This is a genomic window from Sphingobacterium ginsenosidimutans (genome assembly GCF_039536865.1).
Taxonomy (GTDB): Bacteria; Bacteroidota; Bacteroidia; order Sphingobacteriales; family Sphingobacteriaceae; genus Sphingobacterium; species Sphingobacterium detergens.
Genome location: NZ_BAAAZK010000007.1, coordinates 1,527,474 through 1,548,437 on the forward strand (window position 1 = coordinate 1,527,474; position 20,964 = coordinate 1,548,437).

Consider the following 20,964-nt stretch of genomic DNA (forward strand, 5'->3'; position numbering starts at 1 on the left):
TATGCTCAGATCATTACCCATTTTATTACTTTCTATTTCACTTGGCAGCACTGCCCTTGCACAAAAGCGCTATACATTATCTGGAACAATCACCGACGTATCAACAGGAGAAACACTTATTGGTGCGTCGGTCAAACTACGCGAACTTCCCCAATCTGGAAGTTCCAGTAATTCTTATGGTTTCTATTCCATGGCTGCCCCCGAAGGAAGGTATCTACTCTCCACCTCCTATGTAGGATACAATACCCGTATTGACACAATCGAATTAAACAAAGATCAAGCCCTTAATCTCACGCTGCGATCACAGACCTTACTGGATGAGGTTGTCATCTCATCCAACAGACGTAATAATAAAAATGTTTCCTCGCCACAAATGGGGGTTGAAAAACTCAATATGAACCAGATCAATCAGCTTCCCGTAGTTTTAGGTGAACGCGATATTTTAAAAAGCATCACATTAATGCCGGGCATTAAAACCTCCGGTGAAGGAAATACAGGTTTCTATGTCCGTGGTGGTGGTGCCGATCAAAATTTAATTTTACTGGATGAAGCAACCGTCTATAATGCCACTCACCTACTCGGTTTCTTTTCTACGTTCAATTCAGATGCCATCAAAGATGTCAGTATCTATAAAGGCGGTATGCCTGCTGAATATGGAGGACGGCTGTCATCGGTGCTCGATGTAAAAATGAATGAAGGTAATAATAAGAAAACCACTGTTCAGGGTGGTATTGGATTAATTGCTTCCCGCATTAAAGTAGAGGGTCCACTGGTTAAGGACAAAGGCTCATTTATGTTATCCGCCCGTCGTACTTATATGGATCTCTTTATGAAAGCCTCCTCGGATACAACAATTAATAAAAGTACGCTTTACTTTTATGACATCAATGCGAAGGTCAACTATAGATTCAACGATAAAAATGCGATCTATCTATCCGGATATTTTGGTAAAGATGTATTGGGGCTCCAGGATATTTTCGGCACCAACTGGGGAAATGCAACCGGAACCCTACGGTTCAACCATATCTTTAACAATAAATTATTCTCAAACACTTCAGTTGTCTATAGCAAGTTTAACTATGTCATCGAAGGGTTGGACCGCAACGATGGCTTTAAGGCAACGTCTAAGATTACCGATCTAAATTTTAAGCAGGATTTCCAATATTATGCAAGTTCTGACCATGCGCTAAAATTTGGATTGCAGGTTACCCGACATGATATTGCTCCGGGTGATATTACGACAACAGCCAGTTCCAGTTTCAATGACAAACATGTCGAACATCGCTTTGGTTACGAAATGGCAACCTACGCCAGTGACGACTGGAAGGTAAACGACAAGCTGAATATGGCCTATGGCCTGCGTTTAAGCGCGATGTTGCTGGTTGGTCCAGGAACTTTTAGTACTTATGACGCGGCGGGTAACACCATTGGCTCACAACAATACAAATCCGGAGAGCTAGTACAACATTATCTCAATTTGGAGCCTCGCTTTAGTGTAAGTTATCTACTCAATGAACAACAGTCCATCAAAGCTTCTTACAATAGAAATACACAAAATATTCACCTATTGACAAACTCTACAAGCGCTAGTCCGACGGATCTCTATGTGATGAGCAGCAAGAATATCAAGCCCGAAATTGCTGATCAGTTCTCCACGGGTTATTTCAGAAACTTTAAAGATAATCTATATGAGTTCTCCGCGGAGGTCTATTACAAAAATCTACAAAATCAAATCGATTATAAAGATGCCGCGCAATTGCTTGTCAACCAAGACGTCGAATCCCAACTGGTTTATGGCGTAGGGCGAGCCTATGGTGTCGAATTATTTCTGAAGAAAAAATATGGCCGTTTTAATGGCTGGGTGGGTTATACCTGGTCTAAAACCGAACGCAAATTTGATGAGATCAACGCAGGAAAATACTTTCCTGCAACGCAGGACCGTACCCATGATGTATCTATTGTCGGTATCTATAAGCTCAATGAAAAGTGGACTTTCTCCAGTAATTTCGTTTATGGAACAGGAAGGGCTGTCACTTATCCAACGGGAAAATACATAGTCGGTGGCAATACTACCTTCTCTTATTCGGAGCGTAATGCTTATCGTATGCCCGCATCACATCGCTTGGATATTGCCGCCACCTTTGAAGGAAAACCGGGGAAACGTTATCAATCAAGCTGGACATTTGGCATTTACAATGTCTATGGGCATAAGGATCCTTACAGAATCGCATTTAGAGATAGTAAAACCGTTGCCAACGCAACAGAGGCTGTCCAAACAAGTATTTTTGGTATCCCTATCCCCTCGTTTACCTGGAATTTTAAATTTTAATCCCAGATTTTCAAAAACATGAAATGCCTCTATTTCAAGAGGGGCAAACACTGAGGAAAATAAAGCAAACCGAGCATAGCGCGCTCATAAAATATTTATATATGAAACATATTATTGTTATCTCCAGTATACTTATCCTTACGACCTTCATTTCATCCTGTGAGAAAGTCATCGATATTCAGGTCAATGATGAAGTTGGCCGATTAGTTATTGAAGGCGTCATCAATAACACAACAACAGAACAAGAAATAAAACTGAGTCGAAATGCAGCCTTCTCTGGCGGCAACAATTACCCCGCGGTAAACGGAGCGACGATCGTGGTAAGGGATCAGAATCAGAACGAATATACATTCGTGGAAACCGAAGCCGGAACATACAAAGCGCAAAAATTGACAGGAATCCCGGGGGAGACATACACAATGGAAGTACGCATTGATCAAGATAAATATCAAGCAACTTCGCAAATGCCGCAAATCGTTTCACTGGACTCTATTGCTGTCGAAAAACCAAAATTTGGCGATAAGGAAAAACGGAATATTAAAGTCTTCTATAAGGATCCGGCAGATCAAATCAATCAGTATAGATTTATCGTTTTTCTAAACGACAAACAATTGAAAGATATTTATGCGGTCAACGACGACTTCAACAATGGGAATGATATCAATTTAACATTGCGTCCAGATGATGTCGATATATTCCCTGGTGATCGTATTCGTGTAGAAATGCTCTGTGTAGATAAAACGGTATACAACTACTGGTATAGCCTGATGCAGCAATCGGCCAATTCGGGTGTGACACCAAGTAATCCGCCTACTAATATTAGCCCCGTAACACTCGGCTATTTTAGTGCACATACCTTCTCGACCAAAAGCATACAGGTTGATTAATTGAATATATTGTAACAGCGAGGAGATGATGCTGAACGACATTATCTCCTCGCTACTAAATTAAGCAAATGGCCCATTACAGTCTACCTTTTACCGATTAATGGTTTGCTTTTTTATACGTTCCAAAAGATCCTCTTTAAAACTTGCTCCCAAAGGCATCTCAAAGCCGGCGATTGTCACCCAATGGTTGTCTACACTCTCCACTTTATTTAGATTGACCACAAAGGATTTATTGATCCGCACAAAGTCTGTATTGGGCAATTGATTGAATATCGTTTTTATGTTCATTGCCACCATTAATTTTTTATCTTTTGTATGGATCATCACATAATCTTTCATGGCTTCAATGTACTGAATTTCATTTAGCTCCAACCGAAAAAGCTTACGGTCAGCCTTTACAAAAATATGATCAGTAGGCAATACAACACCTTTCTCCGGAACCTTTTGTTGAAAATGGCTGACGGCTTTATCCAAAGCCTTCTTTAACCGATCCTCAGCAATAGGCTTTAACAAGTAATCCAACGCATTCAGTTCATAGCTTTCCAATGCATAATTGGGATAAGCAGTTGTAAATATAATCTGTATATGGGCAGGGATAAATTGAGCAAAATCCCAACCGCTTTCTTCGGGTAGATTGATATCCAAAAAAATCAAGTCAAGGAGCTGATCCTCCATCACCATACGGGCATCCTCCGTATTGCCATACATGCCGAGGCATTCCAAAAAATCGTAACCTTTCAATAATTTTACCAGCCCCCTTCTCGCCAAAGGTTCATCTTCAATCACAATGTATTTAATACTTAGCTTGTCCATAGTCTTATTACGTTCCCATCGGAATACTTAAAAACACCTTATACCTATCGTCGAAATCATCAATTTGCAAATTATAGCTATTCGGATACAAAATTTCTAATCGTTTTTTGATATTACTCAATCCGAGACCACCATAGGCAGCAGCCTGTATTTTTCGTTTCTTCGGATTAACACAGGTAAAACAAATACGTTCAGCCTGAATTGAAAAAGCAATCTGCACATGCTTTCCTCCCTCCATCGCCTGATGTGCACTATGCTTAACAACATTTTCAACAAAAGGAATAAATAGAAATGGTGGAACATGCAGCTGTTCCATCTGTTGGTCAATAGTAAAATCGACGACAAATTTATCCCTACGAATGTCCTCCATAAAGAGAATATTTTTTAAGACAGCAATTTCTTTCCCTAATTCGATCGAATCCCCCTTTGACAGATAAAGTTGATTTCTGAGTACATCACTTAATTTAAGCAGTACCTTGGAAGCCAATTTAGGGTTTTCATCAATCAAGAAATTGATATTATTGAGTGTATTAAACAAAAAATGGGGATTAATTTGGCTTTTAAGCTGCTCCAATTGAATCGTCAGTGTATTATTCTCAAATTCTTTGAATCGAATGAGGTTAACAATCCACACCTTAAACAGCTTCATGCTACTGACTGCTGCTATAAATATGGTCAATAAAATAACGATGATCAAATAATCTTCCCAATCCAGATAGGACCGATCCGGCTTTTGGATAAACCGCAATTCCTGTCGCTCCAAATACATCAACACTAAAAAAATAAGTGTATAAACGACAAGAAGACTCCCCGCATAAGCTAAAAACCGACTTCTCAGTACAAATGCAGGGATTAGGATATAATGATTGATGTAAAAAAGACTCAACAAAATAGTAATGGACAGCAAAGTCTCGAAAAGACGCCACAGGCTACTCGTAGGATCTACTTCCGCCTTCTTGCTTGGCAAAAAATGAATACCAACAATCACACCGATCAACAAACAATGGCGAATCCAACGATATTTTTTATCGACAACAAAATCTATAAAAAGACTATTTTCGTAACCGATGATTACCTGTGAATTTTTCATGTTAGCGATCTGTCAAAAGAGATGTATTCAACACAATCCACAACCAACTTAACTGCATACCATCTTCCATAAACCATTTTCTAGCATCTTGACTATTTCCCTTTGCACCAACATTCTTAAGCATTTATATTCAAACAAAATGATAAAACCCTATTAGACTGACCATTATCAACTAAAAAACAGCGCTGCAATTGAAACCAAAAAGCAGCTAATAAGGCTATACCGCAATTGTATGAAAGGTTTAAAAATAGCCATATCTATCAACATTTCAAACTAATTCGGACCAGTTAGTATTTAAATTTTACCCAGTCACCATCAACAAGCTCCAAGTCAAGGATTGCCTCCATTGAGGAGTTTTTACAGATAAATAATGACATGCTGGGCCGCTCATTGACAATTCTTAAATCCTTGTCTGGAATTCTTGCATTAATCTGTTCTAGCCGCTCAGGTTGTGCTGGATTAAAAATTGAAACAACTTGAAACACCTGTCCTTTTCCCTCCCAAGTATAACGATACATACGTGTATAGGTCGAACGAGCAATAGAATCCACCTTAATCGGATCACCAAAACCTGCATTAAGATCCTTATACAAATTATTCAATTCAACACCTGTAAGCTCAGCCTGGGCATTGACCAGCTTAAATTTTCGATCTTTTCCTACGATGGCATTCACCTGATTAAAATTCACCTTATCAAATTTAGCAACGATGTCTTTGCTGGAAAATTTCTTCACTTCAAACGTCGACCAACCGTTCCCGAGGTCATGGACTTCAACAAATTGTTTTTTACTATCAATGTCAAGATTAGATTTTTGTGTTGCTGACTGATAGAAAAGCTCAGCATCCCTACTAAAATCAAGATCTTTTAGATCCAAAATTTCCTGCTGGTAGCTGGGACCATCTGTTGAACATGCCCCCATAATGAGGGTCAAACCAATTATTAAACTTTTGATCATTAGAAATCTGAATTTTACTAATCTTTCTGTCATTGGAGTTTTGAATCTTTCCCAAAGGTGCGAATATTCCCAAAAATTAAAAAGCGACAACAAACATTCGCAGATACAGAACTCATATTTAACTATTTGCAGACAAGATCTATCCTATTCGAACAGTTAATACAAATTTTTTATTTTTTTACTAAGATTTCCTCTCCATGCTACGTATCTATCTAAAATTATAAACCATGAGGCTAACAGAAGATATCAAGCAACTGATTGTAAAATGCATAAAAGGCAATTTATCGCCGGTGGAAAAAAATGCGTTGTCCTCCTGGTTAGCCGAATCCCCTGCGCATGGCATTTATCTTGATGATTTGTTGCAAAAAGAAGATCTTGTACGGGATTTGAGACAGCGGATCTCACTGGAGGAATCAGATGCTACAGATTGGTCCGAACGCCTCAAAACAAAAACCCTGGCAACGATCCATGCACAAGAGAAACCTGTTCGTATCAACAGGATCAGGCGACTTATGCCTTATGCTGCGGCTCTATTCTGTGTTGTTCTTGCGGGATTAATCTATCAATTTATTTGGAAGCCTTCGGCCCCCAATGCCAATAGAATCGTCCTACATGATGTCGAATTACCGAATAATCATACTGAAATACGGCTTTCGAACGGAAAAGTAATCCAACTGGACAATGAAAAAGGTGCATTGGTCACATCTGGTGGCTTGAAATATACCGATGGTAGTCTTATCCAATCGGCAGTTCCAAATACTGATTTGATTGCGACCGTCAATACAGCAGCTGGCAGCATGCTCCAAATTACCCTGGCAGATGGGTCTCAGGTTACTCTTAATGCAAAGACCTCATTCAAATACCCCCTACAATTCGCAAAAGACCAGAGACTTGTGGAAGTGGATGGAGAAGCCTACTTTAAAATCGCCAAAAATAAAAAAGTGCCCTTCCGTGTAAAGTCCAATGGTCAATTGATTGAAGTAACAGGTACCGAATTTAATGTCAACACCTATTCAAAACAAAAAAGCAGTACGACACTTGTCGAAGGTTCGATCAATTTATCAGCCAATGGACAGCAAATACAGCTCAAACCCAATCAACAGGCCACCCTGTCATCGGGACGCCTTTCACAAAAAAGCGTAGACCCACACAATTACATTGCCTGGATTGACAATAAATTCTATTTCAATGAGACAGACCTCCATACCGCCCTACAGACGATTGGTCAATGGTATGATCTCCAGATTATTTATAAAAATAACATCAAAGAGACCTATTTATACGGTGAAATTCAGCGGACAAAAAGTTTGTCCGCAGTATTGGAAATTTTAAAAAGAAGTAATATCCAGTTTGAATTGATCCAGGAAGATGGCGTCCGTAAGCTCATCGTATCCAATTAACCCATTATATAACCAAAAACCAAATTATACAGATGAAAAAGCCAACTTAACGAAGCTAATCAGAGCCGCTAAAAAAAAGCCGAATAATGCTTCCAACATTAATCGGCCAATACATTAGCGATCTCCATTTTTGACCGATTCACTCAATCAGTTTACAAACAGATTATATCCCTAATTCAACAAATTTATGAATTTTAAATTTCTTGTTCATAGAAAAGCTATAGCTATGGACATACCCAAACAATGGAAGACCAAAATGAAGCTTAGCGCCTTTTTTACGCTTGCATGTGTTGTCAAACTCTCAGCAGCTGGATACGCACAATCTATTACCATAGATGCAAACAAAACATCGCTTATACAGGTTCTGCGAACCATCCAAAAGCAGAGCGGTATTCCCTTTCTGTTAAATGGTAAGGAACTCGCCGAAATAAAAATTGAGGGGCATGTAAAGAATATGCCTTTAGAAAAAGCGATGTCAGTACTGTTGAAAGACAAACCCATTAGCTGGAGTTTCAAAGACAATATGCTTGTCGTCACCGCAGTAAAAGCAAATAACTCAGCTGTCATTACTCCAACAAACTATGCGTTTATGTTGCAGACAAGGACCGTAAAGGGAAATGTCCATGACAGCCAGGGGCAGCCAATCTCTGGGGCAACAATTACTCTCAAAGGAACAAGCAAAGCAACCACAACAGATGCCAGCGGAAATTTCCAGCTGGATGTCAATGATCGCAATGCCATACTTGTTGTTAAGATGATTGGATTTCAGCAGAAAGAAATCCCCTTAAATACACAAATCTATCTTGATGTTACGCTTAATCAACAGATTGACGCCTTAGAAGAGGTGGTGATCGTGGGCTATGGTGCTACGAAAAAGAAGGAATTGATCGGTTCGGTCTCCCAGATTGATGGTAAGCAGCTTGCCAAACGAACGGTTCCACAACTTGCGCAGGCACTAACGGGACAAATGCCTGGTGTGACAGTGATCCAACGTTCGGGGCAACCCGGTGCGGCCAACAATAGCATACAGATCAGAGGTGTGGGCTCTTTCGGTGCCACCACCGATGCATTTATACTGGTCGACGGTATTCCAACCAGCTCATTCAATGATATCGACCCCAATGATGTCGCCTCCATCTCTGTTTTGAAAGATGCCTCATCAGCAGCAATATATGGTGCCAGAGCCGCCAATGGCGTTATTTTGGTCACCACAAAAACAGGTTCAACAGCCGGAAAATTAGCCGTTAATTATAGCGGATACTTTGGCATTCAAAAACCAACAGCCTTTCCCGAGTTTGTCAACTCCTGGGAATATGCCAGCCTGCTCAATGAAACCACAAACGGTGGTGGTGGTTATACCGAAGAAGAAATTCAAAAATTTAAGGACGGATCTGATCCTGACAATTACCCCAATAGCGATTATATCGGTAGTACATTTAAATCACAGGCAGCCCAGACTGGACATAACCTGAATATTTCCAATACAACCGAAAAAATACAGTATACCCTATCTGCCGGGTTCCTCAATCAGAAAGGTATTGTCATTAAAAACAACTTTAATAAATACAATGTTCGACTCAATCTGATTTCCAAGCTGAGTGATAAACTTAAATTAACGACAAGGGTATCGGCGATACAGACCGACACCGATGAACCCGCTGCACCAGCAACGCTTGATTTTTCGCGAATGACAGATATTATCTCCCAGGTTATCCGCTATCCCGCAACATTTCCGATCCGTATGAGCAATGGCGACTGGGGAGCTGGAAATAATCTAAAGGGAACACCCGTCTCTTTTCTTGAAAGCGAATCATTTTACAAAGAGAAAGTATCCGATATCTCCGGAAATGCACGTTTCGACTGGAATCCAATTTCTGATCTGACACTCTCGGCAATTGGTGGTTATACCCAAACCAATGGTCGTTCTAAACTGTTTCGTGCAGCACAGCGCATTAATAGCTCCATTACACTTGCTCCTTCTACACTAGAACAGAGCGCCCCTTATACGACATATAAAACTTTTCAGGCATTAGCCGATTATACCAAATCATTCAACGACCATTCCGTTAAAATCCTTGCTGGTTATTCCTTTGAAAAAGGTTACAGTGAAGGACTGTCGGCCTCTCGTCAAAACTTCCCGAGCAATGAGCTTACAGAATTAAATATTGGTTCACCAGATGGACAACTTAACTCGGGCTCGGCATCCGAATGGGCATTAGAATCGCTCTTTGGTCGGGTTCAGTACAATTACGCAAAAAAATACCTCCTAGAAGGGGTGATTCGATACGATGGTTCATCCCGCTTTCCTACAAGTAAACGGTATGCTATTTTCCCTTCACTTGCTGCAGGTTGGTTAATCAGTGAAGAAGCTTTTATAAAAGATAAGTTTGACTGGATTACTGAGTTGAAATTAAAAGGCTCCTATGGTGTTTTAGGTAATCAGAATATTGTCGAGAATCTTACCTCAAGAGTAGTGTCAAATTATCCCTACCAAAACATCTTAAATACGGGTTACAATTATCCCTTCGGAAATAGTATATCGCCTGGGGTCGCCCGTGTGACGATTGTAGATCCAAACTTACGCTGGGAATCAACCCGAACTGCTGATGCCGGACTCGAAATCGCATTATTTAAAAATCTACTAACCTTTAGCAGCACCTATTACAATCGTTTTACTTATGATATTTTAGTCAGCCCCAGCTCTAGCATTTCAAAGGTATTAGGCTTTGATGTTGGTATACAAAACTCTGGAAAACTTAGAAATACTGGCTGGGAATTTACGTTAGGCCATCAACATAAGGTCAATGAGTTCTCCTATAATGTCAATCTAAACTTCTCCACGGTCAAGAATAAAGTCGTCGATTTGGGTATTGGCAATATCAATCAGTCCAATGGCATGATTGGTAACGGATCCGATTTGTTTATCGGCTATCCAATACAGGCTTATTACGGCTATCAGACTGACGGTTTATTTGTTGATGCTGCTGATGTGGCATCTTGGGCAGATCAAAAAAGTATTAATCCACAATCACAACCTGGCGATATCCGGTACAAGGATATCAGTGGACCGGACGGTGTCCCTGATGGTAAGGTGGATGCAACTTACGACCGAACGGTTATTGGATCCCGTATTCCCAAATATACTTATGGAATGAATCTTGGATTTAATTACAAAGGTTTTGACCTTGGTCTCCTACTCCAGGGTGTAAGTGGTGTGCAGGGTTTGTTAAATAACTACGCTGGATTTGCATTAACTCAGAATGGCAATATTCAGCGTTGGCAAGCCGATGGCCGATGGACTACCGCAAATCCAGATCGAAATGCCATATACCCACGATTCGAACAGCTACCAAGTACCGGAACACCAAATACGCTCTTATCAGACTATTGGCTGCTTGATGCGAGCTACTTGCGTTTAAAAAATATACAGTTGGGATATGCTATCCCAAAACAACTGGTTTCCAAATGGAAATTGTCAGGTTTACGCATCTATGTAAATGCTGAGAATCTTTTTACAAATAGCAATTATAGAAAAGGTTGGGATCCGGAGATCAATTCAAGTGGGGCATACTACCCCATTATGCGCAATTTCACGTTCGGCGTAAATCTTAGTTTTTAAATCAACTCAATAACCATAACATGAAACGTATAACCTATAAAAATATAAAACTGATCCTTTGTATATTTTTAGCTTCCAGTCTAACCATGAGCTGCAAAAAACAATTGGATACAAATCCGCTGGATAAATTTGCTAATGACACATTCTGGAGCAGCGAGACTAATGCAAGACTTGCAATCACAGGCCTTTACAAAGGCGAAATCCAAATGAATAGTTTAGCCGAGTTTAGTCCCTCAGACTGGTGGTCCTACCATGGTTTGCTCTACCTAGAGTTTGCCTCCGACAACGCCTATGACCGACGCGGAGATAATTCTGCATTCAATAAATTGTCCGATGGTACACTCACCAGTAATATTGGTATATTATCCAACTATTGGACGCTCTCCTACAAACGGATTGCCCGTGCAAATTTCTTTTTAGAGAATGTGGACAAAACGCCTGTTTCACCTGAGCTTTTGGCCCGCTTTAAGGCTGAAGCACGTTTTATTCGCGCCTGTCAATACTTCTACCTATCACAGTATTGGGGGGATGCCCCATTGGTGACCAAAACATTAACAGCTGACGAAGCCAATCATGTTATCAAAAACAAAAAGCAGGAATTGGTTGCCTTTGTGGAACGCGAGTTGCAGGAAGCTGCAAATGACCTTCCAAGCTATGGTAAATTACCCGCAGCAGAACGGGGTCGCGCGACAAAACAAGCCGCTTATGCATTTCTGGGGCGGCTACAATTAGCCGAAAAATCTTACGCCGCAGCAATTAAGACCTACGAAAATATCATCAATGCCAATGAAAATAGTATTGATCCCAACTATACAAGTCTTTTTGATGGCAGTAATGAATCCAGTAAAGAAATCATTTTTGCCACACAATATCTTGTAGACCTTGCCGGAAATGGTATGTTTCAACATAACTTTCCAGCAATAGCCGGTGGCTGGCATCTCCATTGTCCATTGGGAAGCCTAGTGGAGAGCTATACCTTTACGGATGGAACAGCCTTTTCCTATACTGATCCCAGATATAATTCACAGAATATCACCCAAAATCGGGATCCGAGATTAGGATTTACCGTCATCAGCAACGGGGACCGTTTCAAAAATCTCCGGTATATCTCGCATCCAGACTCAACCCTGTCCATTGACCAGCTCACAACCACCAAGCAAGCAACACGCACGGGTTATGGTCTTCGTAAATTTAACGCTGAAAATTTTAGCGGCAATTTACAGAATTCCGGAACAGATCTTCCTATTATTCGCTATGCTGAGGTACTATTGAGCTACCTTGAAGCCAAACTCGAAAATGGGGATCCCCTGACAGCTGAGCTACTGGATAAAACCATCAATGCAGTCCGCCGACGTAGCAGTGTCAATATGCCTCCTATCGCTGTCACAAACGCGACTATAGTCCGGGCAGCATTACGCAATGAAAGACGTGTGGAACTAGCCTTAGAAGGTATCCGCTATTGGGATCTTTTGCGTTGGGATACAGCAAAAGATGTTTTAAATGGTGATTTCTATGGCGCCGCATTTCCCGATGCCAAAAATATCCGCGTGAAAGCAGGTAGTAGCAGAGACAGCTATAGTCGCTGGTATGTAACCAAAAAGTCCTTCAGAGCAGGCCAGGATAATCACTGGCCAATTCCCCAAAGTGAAATTGATATCAATCCAAATTTAAAATAGTATATTGGGTGTCGTCAACAAAAAGACGACACCCTATCAACGTATTTGCACAATATGAAAAAGACCCTATCTCTTACGATCCTACTTTCTTCGAGTCTGGCGATGACAGTTCCCCTGACTTCATTTGCACAAAAACTGAATAAACCGAACGTTATCTATATCTATGCGGATGATCTTGGTTTTGGTGACTTGAGCAGCTATGGAGCCCAACAGATTGAAACCCCAAACTTGGATAAATTGGCGCACAGCGGTACGCGCTTTACCAATGCACATAGTACCTCCGCAACCTGTACGCCATCTCGCTTTGCTTTGATGACCGGTACCTATCCATGGCGCCAGACGGGTACAGGCATCCTGCCCGGAGATGCCAAGCTGATTGTACCAACAGACAAAATCACATTGCCCAAAGTATTCAAAAATGCAGGCTACGCTACAGCAATTGTCGGTAAATGGCATATGGGACTTGGCAACGAGGTCAAAAAAGACTGGAATGCAGCCATCAAACCCGGACCCAACGATGTTGGTTTTGATTACTCATTTATCTTCCCTGCAACGGCCGATCGTGTTCCGACCGTTTTCTTAGAAAATGATCGGGTTGTCGCCGCTGAAGCAAACGATCCCATCCTTGTCGATTATGAGAAGAAAATAGGCAACGATCCTACGGGCAAAGAGCATCCCGAATTACTCAAAATGCAATCCTCTCCCGGCCAAGGGCACAACCAGACTATTGTCAATGGCATCGGACGGATTGGCTACATGAGCGGCGGCACACGTGCACGCTGGGTAGACGAAGAAGTTTCCACAACCTTTCTACATAAAGCGCAAGATTTCATTTCACAACATCAGGATAAGCCATTCTTCCTCTACTTCTGTTTAACGGAACCCCATGTACCACGTATGCCGGCCACACAATTTAGGGGCAAAAGTAAACTAGGTTACCGCGGAGATGCCATTCTACAATTGGATTGGACAGTCGGACAGATTCAACAGCAATTACAGCTACTCGGCATGGACAAAAACACCATTATCATTTTCAGTAGCGACAACGGTCCGGTATTGGATGATGGCTATGTAGACGGTGCAGTGGCCCAACTTAATGGACATCAGCCCGCAGGACCGCTCAGAGGTGGTAAATATAGTATCTTTGAGGGAGGGACACGTGTACCTTTTATCGTCAGCGGACAAGGGGTGGCCAAAGGAAAGGTATCCAATGCATTGATCAGTCAAATGGATCTGTTGGCAACAAGTGCGCAGCTTGTAGGTGTAAAATTAAAAGCTGATGAAGCAAAAGATAGCAAGGCCTTATTGAAAACCTTAACCGGCGAAGATCCCAAAGGACGTAGCACCATGATCCAACATGCACAAACCTTGGCTATTGTCAAAGACAACTGGAAATATATTGCGCCAAGCAACGGTACCGCCTATATGAAATTGACGGATACAGAGACAGGAAATCTTCCCGAAGATCAATTGTACGACCTCAAAAATGATATCGGAGAAAAAAACAACGTTGCTGCTAAATATCCTGAAAAAGTGAATGAGTTGAAACAGTTATTGGAAGGAGAACGCAAAAAATGAAAAAAGGAATAGGTCTTACCCTCATCCTACTGGGATGGGGGATGCTTTTTGCACAACAAAATCAAGCAGCTAAAAAGCTGCCCAATATCATCTTTTTTTATGCGGATGACTTGGGCTATGCCGAGACAGAACCCTACGGACAACAGCTAATCAAAACCCCCAACCTACAAAAGTTGGCGCAGGAGGGACTTCGTTTTATCAATCATTACACAAGTGCTCCAGTTTGTGCCCCAGCGCGTTGCATGTTATTGACAGGTAAACATGCTGGTCAGTCCTATATCCGGGGTAATTATGAATTGGGCGGGTTTGCCGATAGCCTCGAAGGTGGGCAAATGCCCCTACCCGAGGGAACCTACACCATGGCTCACCTATTTAAAAAAGCTGGTTATCATACTGGGGCCATCGGAAAATGGGGACTCGGCATGCAAAATACAACCGGAAGCCCAAACAAACAGGGGTTTGACTACTTCTTTGGTTACCTCGACCAAAAGCAGGCCCACAATTACTATCCAAGCCATCTCTGGGAAAACGAGCAAAAATATCCACTCCAAAACAAAGAAAAGTTTGTGCATATTCCACTCGACTCCACCAAAGCAACGGCCAAAGATTTTGAGCAATTCAGTGGCAAACAATATGCTCCGGAAGTTATGACGGAAAAGGCATTGGCATTTATTGATAAGAACCGAAACCGTCCTTTCTTCCTCTATCTTCCGTACACCCTACCCCATCTTTCTCTACAGGTACCCCAGGAATATGTGGATCGGTATAAAGATCTTTTCCATGACCATCCTTACTATGGGCAGGATGGCTACACGGCCACGCCTTATCCAAGAGCTACCTATGCAGGCATGATCACTTATCTGGATGACCAAGTGGGCCTGATCATGAAACATATTAAATCCCTGGGTCTGGACGACAATACCATTATCTTGTTTTCCAGCGACAATGGCACAGGTTTCAACGGTGGTATAGATTATCGCTTTTTCAAGAGCGTCGATTCACTCAGAGGATTAAAAATGGATGTGTTTGAAGGGGGAATTAAAGTTCCATTGATCGTCCGCTGGCCCAAAACAATCAAAGCAAACACCGAGACAGCTGTCATCTCAGCACAATATGATCTGATGGCTACCTTTGGACAGTTGGTCCAACAGGATCCCGGTAATACCAATGGACTGTCCCTGCTGCCAACCTGGTTGGGACAAAAGAACCAGAAAAAACACCAATACCTTTACTTTGAATACCCCGAAAAAGGTGGTCAGGTAGCCATACGTGAGGGACAATGGAAAGCAATTAAACTGGATTTAAAAAATAATCCAAAAGCAAAATGGCAATTGTATGATCTAGAAACGGATCCCTGGGAGCAAAAAGATATTGCAAACAAACATCCCGAATTGCTCCGTCATTTTGATGAAATTATCCGCACTGAACACCGTCCTGCACACATAAAAGAATGGGAAATCATAGACAGTAAGCTGGTAAAAAAATAAATTTCTCCGGATCTCATTTATTCTCCGTTAAAAAACTTGGGTTGTCGTGTTTTCAAACATGACAACCCAAGTTTTTTTATGTAACTTCGTTGTTAGTATCTATGTTGGGAGGCTGCCCGTAAATATCCTATTGAACAACAACAAAGGCCACGATATCGGTCATTATGTCCATCTTAGGGCAATGAAAGAAAAATATTGATAACCAAACATGCTTCAACTAGAGTCGCATATTAACGCATTAAAAGAGGGGAATGAAAGCGCATTGTGCTTTTTCATGGACCATTTTGGCCATGCGCTACGTTATTTTGCCTTTTCCTATCTACGCAGCAAAACCGATGCTGAAGAAATTGTGTCGGATATCTTTGTCAAGCTCTGGAATCACAGACAGAAAGTGGACAATTACGATAGCCTCAAAGCATTTTTGTATATCGCGACCAAGAATGCCTGTATCGATATGAAAAGATCGGCCCGATTTAAAATGCAGACCGAAGAATTGGATATCCTTCAGAATTTATCCCTACCCGAGGACGATATTCTGAAAAAAATATTTAGAACAGAGCTAACGGAGTTATTACTGGCCGAAATCAACAAACTACCAAAACAGCAGGCTAAAATATGTAAAATGAGTTTTTTGGAGGATTTAGATACTGAAGAAATCTGCAAGATACTAGATACTACCCCATCAAATGTCTATTATGCGCGGTCCAAGGCACTTCTCGCTTTAAAAGAACGCTTCAGATCCAAAAATTTCGAATACCTTCTGCTAATCTCAATGTCCGCTTTACATATTTTCAAAAGCTAAAAAAATCAATCGGTTCCGATAACAGCATATCGTATAGCGATACAGAAAAAATAAAAGTTCATGCTTTCACAAGCAGCAACAGCTGTCAAAACCAAACGAAGATTCTTTCAGGCAAATACACCCAAGGTAGCAAGCTCATCGATACCTTAATTAAAAAATACGAATCAATAAAAAAACAGGCAATTCAGAAAAAAGGAAATGATTGGGCGGTATGAAAATATAATCAACTGTAAAACAGCATATTATTGTAAAATAAAAAAAGCTTAGCATTTGGTCGGGCGACCTGCTAAGCTTTTATAAATACCTCTTTGTAAGAGGCAATCAACCTAAACCTATGACAAAGATAATGCTTCAAATGATATAAACAAAAATTTTGTAATATTTTTTTTCAACTCCCATAAATTTGTTTTGGCATAGCCACGACAAAAGGAATAGTAAGTGTACTATATACACACAATCTTTTTGCTATTTTCAAAAGCTCTTTTTTTAGCATACTATATCAAAGCAGATTCTATTACAGTATTTATCCCTTCCATGAATTATATTTACCATAAATTATTCTGTCATTCATGCGTCGATTTTGTTGGTAAAAACCATGTTTCCTTCGATTATTTAGTAACTTTGATTGAATCAAAAATTTTAGTTCATGTTTACCGGAATCATAGAAACCTTAGGAAAAATCGAGCGTATTGAACACGAAAAAAGCAACATTCATTTTTATGTGAGCTCCCCCATCTCCAATGAATTTAAAATAGATCAGAGCATAAGCCACAATGGTGTATGTCTGACCGTTGTTGGGCTGGATGATCAGGTGCACAAAGTAACGGCGATTGATGAGACCTTACAGAAAACGAATCTAGCACAGTTGAAAGTTGGAGACCTGGTTAATATCGAACGCTGTACCTTAGCCGGTGGAAGATTTGATGGGCATATTGTCCAAGGACATGTCGATCAGACCGCAACCTGTATACAGAAAACCGATGAAAATGGTAGTTTTATTTTTACCTTTCAATACGATCCTTCCAAACAGAATATTACAGTAGAAAAAGGATCCGTTACCGTTAATGGTATTAGTCTGACAGTGGTAGATTCTCGCGATGACCAGTTTTCTGTCGCAATCATTCCTTATACACTCGAACATACCAATCTTCAACAGGTTGAAGTAGGTACGACAATCAACCTTGAATTTGATATTATTGGAAAATACGTGACAAAAATTATGGCAATGCGTGGCTAATTCAGCCCAAACTATACTTACATGGATTTCACCTCCTTTAAGTCCATGTAAGTATCTGGTCAATAAACGATTTCCCACCAACCATCTATCCGAGAACATGATGTTACTCCAGATTATGTTTACACCAATCCTGATCCGTTTACTCTAGATAATGTCCCTGACGGATAAGTAATGCGCGATATTTATTAAAAACGCTGGACTTGGATACAAAGCCCATATATTTATTTTCATCCCCAAGTACCGGTAATATCCAAGTGTCATCTTTGTTCATCTTAGCCATTACAATTTCCATGTTCTCGTTGATCCCCACGGTATCGTTTGGTTTCTGTGCCAATTTTTCAAATGGAGTCTCTCCCCCTTCGACCTCCCCTAACAGCACCGAAAATAAAAATTCGCTATAGAGAAGCCCTATAAATTTACCTTCATAACTCACCACCGGAAAGATATTACGTTTACTGTGGATAATATCCGACTGCCTACTTTTGGGCGTTTCATCGGGTCTCAAAATCACAAAATTGGTTTCCAGAACATACTTAATCCGCATCATGCTCAAGACAGAACGGTCCTTATCTTCGTAAGAAATGAGATCGCCTGACTCGGCTAATACTTTTGTATAGATCGAATGCTTCAATACCGCGCGGTTAATCAAATAGGAAAGTGAACAGACCAACATCAGGGGTACCATTAAGGTATAACCTCCAGTGACTTCTGCAATTAAGAAGATACCCGTCAACGGTGCATGCATAATACCACTCAACGCACCTGCCATACCGGCAACTACAAAATTTGGGACGTTAAGCTCTGCAATTCCGGTCAGATTGACCCCATAAGAAAAGGCAAAGCCCAATAGACCGCCCATCACCAGACTCGGTCCAAATACCCCGCCGTTTCCGCCTCCATTCAACGTAAATAGTGCAGCAAAAGATTTACCAAATAAGGTCAAAATGGTATAACCCAACACCACCAATCCCATATCTTTATAATCAGAAAACAAGCTGTTTTTTACAATTGAGTTAAATTGTCCATTGAGAATCTGCTGGATCGTAATATACCCTTCACCATAAAGTGCTGGAAATACGAAAATCATAATCCCTAAGGATATTCCGCTTACCCATACTTTGTTATAGGGATTCTTTATTTTAGCAAACCATTTTCCTACTGAACTGGACACACGGGCAAAATAGATGGTATACAGTCCAATCAATACCGCCAATAACAAATAAAATAACAAGGCAGAAACCTGCCAATCCGAATTGAACGTACTAAATAGCGGTTCACTGTACAAAAGCCGCGATACAACGGACGCCAGAGCCGAAGAAATCAAAAGTGGAATAAAAACCGGAATGGAGAATTCCGGAAGCAATATCTCAATCGCAAAGATCATTCCCGCCAAAGGGCTATTAAATGCGCCCGAAATTCCTGCTGCCGCGCCACAGGCCAAAAGCATGGTGACTTCTTTATATTGCAGACCAAAAAAACGGGCAATATTGGAACCTATCGACGATCCCCCCAATGCCACCGGAGCCTCCAATCCACAGGAACCTCCAAATCCAACCGTAATCGCCGAAGTGACGACCTGCGAATAGATATTACTCGGGTCCAATCGGCTTCCCTTTCGGCTGATGGCATAGATAATCGGGGTGATACCATGCTCCATCTTCTTTCCTTTCAGAAATTTCCGAACAAAAAACACACTCAGTAAGATCCCGATCAACGGGAAAATCAAATAAACCGAATATTTAACCTTCCAATCAATATCATCCTGGATCGTCGCCGCAATAAAATGCGTTAGTCTTTTTAATACAGACGCCATCAGACCACCAACAATTCCAACTAAAAACGCCAGGAGAATAATAAAGTTTCTGTTCGAAACTTTTTTCATTCGCCATTGATTGATCTGATCTATCTTCTTAAAAAAACGTACACTGAGATTTGCCATGTCTTCTTATTGAAAGCTCAACACTTCCTTTTTCTTTTTTGTTTTAAATTTATCGGGTACAACCGCTAATATTTCCTTTTCCAATGCCTGAATTGCATGTCGTTTGACATAATTTTGTGTCGTGACCAACGATATTTCGCGGACGGGTTCCGGTGATTTGAAATAACGGATCTTATCCAACTGCTCATCCACATAATCTGAAATCGAAAGCTCCGGCAAGATTGTGATACCATCATTGATATCCACCATTCTTTTGAGTGTTTCAACACTACCGGTATTATACTCAAAACGTCCGGAAAGATCTTGATTATGCTTATGATGACAAATATTAAGTACCTGTCCACGCATACAATGTCCTTCATTGAGCAACCAGAGCTTATCATCGGCAATATCGTCTCCACTCAGCACTTTCTTGGAAAACAAGGGACTATTTTCAGATATATAAGCGACAAAATTTTCATAAAACAGAGGAGACTCCAGTATACCCTGATCATTTAAGGGAGTCGATAGCACACCGCAATCCAAAAGCCCAACCTTCAGCTCATGCACAATACGTTCGGTAGTATATTCCCAGATCTGCAATTGCAATTTTGGATACTTCTCCATAAACGTTATCAATACCTTAGGCAATAAGTAGGGCGCGATTGTCGGGATAACACCGATTTTTAGCGTCCCCTCGATTTCCCCCTTCTTGTCCTGTACAATTTCATTGATCTTACGGCTTTCTGTCAGTACTGATCTTGCTTGAAGTATAATCTTCTCCCCAATTTCAGTAGGCACAACAGGCTGACGGCTCCGGTCAAAGATTTTAGCTCCCAAAGACTCTTCTAGTTTCTGGATCTGCATACTTAAGGTCGGCTGTGTCACAAAACACTTTTCGGCTGCGGCAACAAAACTACGATAGGTATCAACAGCAATGATATATTCCAATTGGATTAAGGTCATGTTAAAATCTTTAAAGCGCAAAATTACGAATACTCCTGCAAAACGATGGCAAATACACAATATTTTAAGGCTCGACCATTGCTTCCCCGATCATATTATACAATAAATACCTTGCCAAAAAGCGAGAATTAGCCAGCTATTATGACAATTGTTGATCGAAAAGTCGAATTCATCAAAAAGCTTTTCTTAAATTTGGAGATTTATAA

Annotated in this window: 15 protein-coding genes; 9 read left to right on the top strand and 6 right to left on the bottom strand. The window is 40.8% G+C overall.

The features are described from left to right. Position 1: 1 nt before the first annotated feature. Positions 2 to 2,329 carry a TonB-dependent receptor gene (locus ABFX33_RS18835; RefSeq protein WP_346087457.1) on the top strand — a complete coding sequence of 776 codons (2,328 nt, stop codon included), beginning with the start codon at positions 2 to 4 and terminating at the stop codon, positions 2,327 to 2,329. A 101-nt stretch (positions 2,330 to 2,430) separates the two neighbouring features. After that, positions 2,431 to 3,216: a DUF4249 domain-containing protein gene (locus ABFX33_RS18840; protein ID WP_346087459.1), complete on the top strand. Its 786-nt coding sequence runs from the start codon at positions 2,431 to 2,433 to the stop codon at positions 3,214 to 3,216. Positions 3,217 to 3,306: 90 nt separating this feature from the next. Here ABFX33_RS18840 and ABFX33_RS18845 read toward each other — a convergent pair whose 3' ends face one another. The 4 genes from ABFX33_RS18845 to ABFX33_RS18860 all read right to left on the bottom strand — a co-directional run bounded on the left by ABFX33_RS18845 (position 3,307) and on the right by ABFX33_RS18860 (position 6,075). Continuing rightward, on the bottom strand, positions 3,307 to 4,029 hold the full coding sequence (locus ABFX33_RS18845) for a LytR/AlgR family response regulator transcription factor (RefSeq protein WP_346087461.1): 723 nt from the start codon (positions 4,027 to 4,029) through the stop codon (positions 3,307 to 3,309). A 7-nt stretch (positions 4,030 to 4,036) separates the two neighbouring features. Next, entirely contained in the window at positions 4,037 to 5,119 is a 1,083-nt protein-coding gene (locus ABFX33_RS18850; RefSeq protein WP_346087463.1) for a sensor histidine kinase, read from the bottom strand. Between the two features lies 1 nt (position 5,120). Next, the gene (locus ABFX33_RS18855) at positions 5,121 to 5,243 is read right to left on the bottom strand and encodes a hypothetical protein (protein ID WP_346087465.1); all 123 of its coding nucleotides are present in this window, start codon (positions 5,241 to 5,243) and stop codon (positions 5,121 to 5,123) included. A 163-nt stretch (positions 5,244 to 5,406) separates the two neighbouring features. Next, complete coding sequence (locus ABFX33_RS18860; protein WP_346087466.1) at positions 5,407 to 6,075, bottom strand: hypothetical protein; 669 nt, start codon at positions 6,073 to 6,075, stop codon at positions 5,407 to 5,409. A 227-nt stretch (positions 6,076 to 6,302) separates the two neighbouring features. On the opposite strand from ABFX33_RS18860, the gene ABFX33_RS18865 reads away from it, so the two are divergent. From ABFX33_RS18865 to ABFX33_RS18895, 7 genes are all read left to right on the top strand, one after another. Then, positions 6,303 to 7,475 (top strand): FecR family protein, encoded by a 1,173-nt coding sequence (locus ABFX33_RS18865; RefSeq protein ID WP_346087467.1) that lies wholly within the window; start codon positions 6,303 to 6,305, stop codon positions 7,473 to 7,475. Positions 7,476 to 7,701: 226 nt separating this feature from the next. Further along, positions 7,702 to 11,094, top strand: a complete 3,393-nt coding sequence (locus ABFX33_RS18870) for a SusC/RagA family TonB-linked outer membrane protein (RefSeq protein WP_346087469.1) — start codon at positions 7,702 to 7,704, stop codon at positions 11,092 to 11,094. Positions 11,095 to 11,114: 20 nt separating this feature from the next. After that, positions 11,115 to 12,770: a RagB/SusD family nutrient uptake outer membrane protein gene (locus ABFX33_RS18875; RefSeq protein ID WP_346087470.1), complete on the top strand. Its 1,656-nt coding sequence runs from the start codon at positions 11,115 to 11,117 to the stop codon at positions 12,768 to 12,770. 54 nt (positions 12,771 to 12,824) lie between these two features. Beyond that, a complete protein-coding gene (locus tag ABFX33_RS18880) occupies positions 12,825 to 14,348 on the top strand; it encodes a sulfatase family protein (protein ID WP_346087472.1) in 1,524 nt (507 codons plus the stop codon). Then, positions 14,345 to 15,835, top strand: coding sequence for an arylsulfatase (locus ABFX33_RS18885; RefSeq protein WP_346087473.1), 1,491 nt, complete (start codon positions 14,345 to 14,347; stop codon positions 15,833 to 15,835). Before ABFX33_RS18880 ends, ABFX33_RS18885 begins: the two co-directional genes overlap by 4 nt. A 208-nt stretch (positions 15,836 to 16,043) precedes the next feature. Continuing rightward, entirely contained in the window at positions 16,044 to 16,637 is a 594-nt protein-coding gene (locus ABFX33_RS18890) for an RNA polymerase sigma factor (RefSeq protein ID WP_120260886.1), read from the top strand. A gap of 646 nt (positions 16,638 to 17,283) precedes the next feature. Then, positions 17,284 to 17,874: a riboflavin synthase gene (locus ABFX33_RS18895; RefSeq protein WP_346087475.1), complete on the top strand. Its 591-nt coding sequence runs from the start codon at positions 17,284 to 17,286 to the stop codon at positions 17,872 to 17,874. Between the two features lie 139 nt (positions 17,875 to 18,013). On the opposite strand, the gene ABFX33_RS18900 is transcribed toward ABFX33_RS18895, so the two are convergent. Continuing rightward, entirely contained in the window at positions 18,014 to 19,813 is a 1,800-nt protein-coding gene (locus ABFX33_RS18900; protein WP_120260884.1) for a chloride channel protein, read from the bottom strand. 6 nt (positions 19,814 to 19,819) lie between these two features. Beyond that, positions 19,820 to 20,758 (bottom strand): hydrogen peroxide-inducible genes activator, encoded by a 939-nt coding sequence (locus tag ABFX33_RS18905; RefSeq protein ID WP_120260883.1) that lies wholly within the window; start codon positions 20,756 to 20,758, stop codon positions 19,820 to 19,822. Between the last annotated feature and the right edge of the window lie 206 nt (positions 20,759 to 20,964).